General features: G+C 52.5%; 2 protein-coding genes. Both read right to left on the bottom strand.

Going from position 1 to position 2,233, the window contains the following annotated elements; genetic code table 11:
- A partial coding sequence (locus ACTHUE_RS16175) for a sigma-54-dependent transcriptional regulator (protein ID WP_440402952.1) occupies positions 1 to 1,273 on the bottom strand: 1,273 nt, incomplete at its 3' end.
- A partial coding sequence (locus ACTHUE_RS16170) for an ATP-binding protein (RefSeq protein WP_440402951.1) occupies positions 1,266 to 2,233 on the bottom strand: 968 nt, incomplete at its 5' end. The genes ACTHUE_RS16170 and ACTHUE_RS16175, both read right to left, overlap by 8 nt.

The raw sequence follows: 2,233 nt of genomic DNA, 5'->3' as shown, positions 1-2,233 counted from the left end.
AGTTGCCGGGATAGCTGTAATGCAACAGGGCTTCTTGGGCTTTCGGGCTGAGTTTGTAGGTTTGATTGCCGTGACGGTGTTTATACAGCAGATACAGAATCAGCGCGCCCAAGTCTTCGCGCATTTCACGTAAAGGCGGCATGTGTAGGGTGACAACGTTGAGGCGGTAATACAAGTCCTGGCGGAATGCGCCGCTTTCAACCAAGGCTTCGAGGTTTTTATGGGTTGCACAAATAATGCGTACGTCCACAAAGGTTTCCCGCGCATCGCCGATACGGCGCACGGCTTTTTCTTGAATGGCGCGTAGGAGTTTGACCTGCATGGCAAGCGGCAAATCGGCAACTTCGTCAAGGAACAAAGTGCCGCCGTCAGCGTGTTGGAAAAAGCCGAGACGGTCTTGATCCGCGCCGGTAAAGCTGCCTTTTTTGTAGCCAAAGAATTCGCTTTCCATCAGGTTTTCAGGAATCGCGCCGCAGTTGACGGCAATAAACGGTTTGTCGGCGCGGTCGGACAGCTCGTGAATCGTGCGCGCCGCCTGCTCTTTACCCGTACCGGACTCGCCGGAGATATAAACGGGAACAAAGCTGCGGGCCAATCTGCGAATCAGGTGGCGTACTTCGACCATTTGCGGCGAAGTACCCAACAGGCGCGGCATATCGTCGTCGCCTTTCAGGATAGGCTCTTCTTGCAAAGCAGGATTGATGTTGCCGGTTGAAAACCGCTCTTTTAAGGAATTGAGCCCTTCCGGAACAGTCAAAGGCCGGTTAAATTCGCTCTGTACGCTCTTAGGAGGCGTAACGACAGGCTTGACCGGCTGAGGTTCGGGTTTATACAGGGCGGCAGAAATAGGCGCAGGCTGCGATTTGACTTTTTCAGACGGCGTAGGTTCGGCAGTATTATCGGAAACCGATACGGCCGATTTAACCAATGAACGCAACTGCGACAGCGTAATCGGTTTTTGCAGATAGTCAAACGCGCCTGCTTTCAAGGCTTCAACGGCTTGGTCGGCATTGCCGAAAGCCGTAATCACGGCGACGGGCGTGTCGAGCATCAACTCGTCAATGTATTGGACCACCTCAAGACCGGAGCCGTCGGGCATACGCATATCGGTCAACACCAGCGAATAATCGTTGTTGTCCAGCTTATCTTTAGCTTCTTCAACACCAGCCGCCGTATCGACGCGCAGACCCATTTTCATCAGGGTCATTTCCATCAGATCGCGGATGTCTGCCTCGTCATCGACAACCAAAACCGGCTCTTGCAATTTATTCATCCTGCGCTTGCTCCTTCGGTAAAATCAGTTCGAACCCGTTCATTTCAGGGTGATAATGCAGCTGTCCCATATTGGCGTGTGCCAACTCGCGTGCGACGTAAAGCCCCAAACCAGTGCCTTGTTTTTCGGTGGTGTAAAACGGCTCGAACAGATGGTTTCGCACATCCGGCGGCACGCCTTTGCCGTTGTCCGCCACTATGATGGAAATATGCATCCTGCCGCTAGAGCGGATAAGGACGGTAATGGCGTTGTCGTCCTGACGGCTGTGTCGCCACGCATTGTTGCACAAGTTCCACATCACTTGCTGCAAATGCATGGAGTCAACCAATACGGTCAGGTTGTTGCCGTCCATATTCATGCGCAGACAGCCGATGGCATCGGGATTGTTCAAGGTAAATTCCTGCTTGAACTCCAACCAGAATTTCATCAGATTAATCGGCTGGCGGCTGATGTTGTCTCGTTTGTTAAGCAGGGATACATCTTCCAACATCTTGTCGATGCGTTGGATATTGCTGTCGATGATGTTGTAGAGCTTGGCCTTGAGCGGATCTGCCTCATCACCCTCTTGCAACAAATCGCTGGCATGACGGATGGCGGACATCGGGTTGCGGATTTCGTGGGCAAGGTTGGCAGTCAACTGTCCAAGCGAAGTCAGCTTGGTGGACATGGCCTCCGCAGCCACTTCACGCAATGAACGGACGTACAACATCAGCAGCTCGGTCTGCTCCTGAATCAGCGGAACGGCACGGACGTGCATGGCGTGTTGGAAAATATGGATATCGGTTTCAAAAGGTTTGTCGGGTTGACGTTGCCAGCGTGCGACTAGCTCGCCAAACACGATTTCCTGCTGATCGATAATCAGGCTGGGGAAATAGATTTTTGCCTGTTTGTTAAACAGCCACACGCGTTGGGTCGCATCAATCACCACAACCGCTTCCTGTACGCGGTTCAAAACCAAAT

The organism is Neisseria sp. P0021.S005, from assembly GCF_051956955.1.
This window is presented reverse-complemented; position numbering and strand designations above follow the sequence as displayed.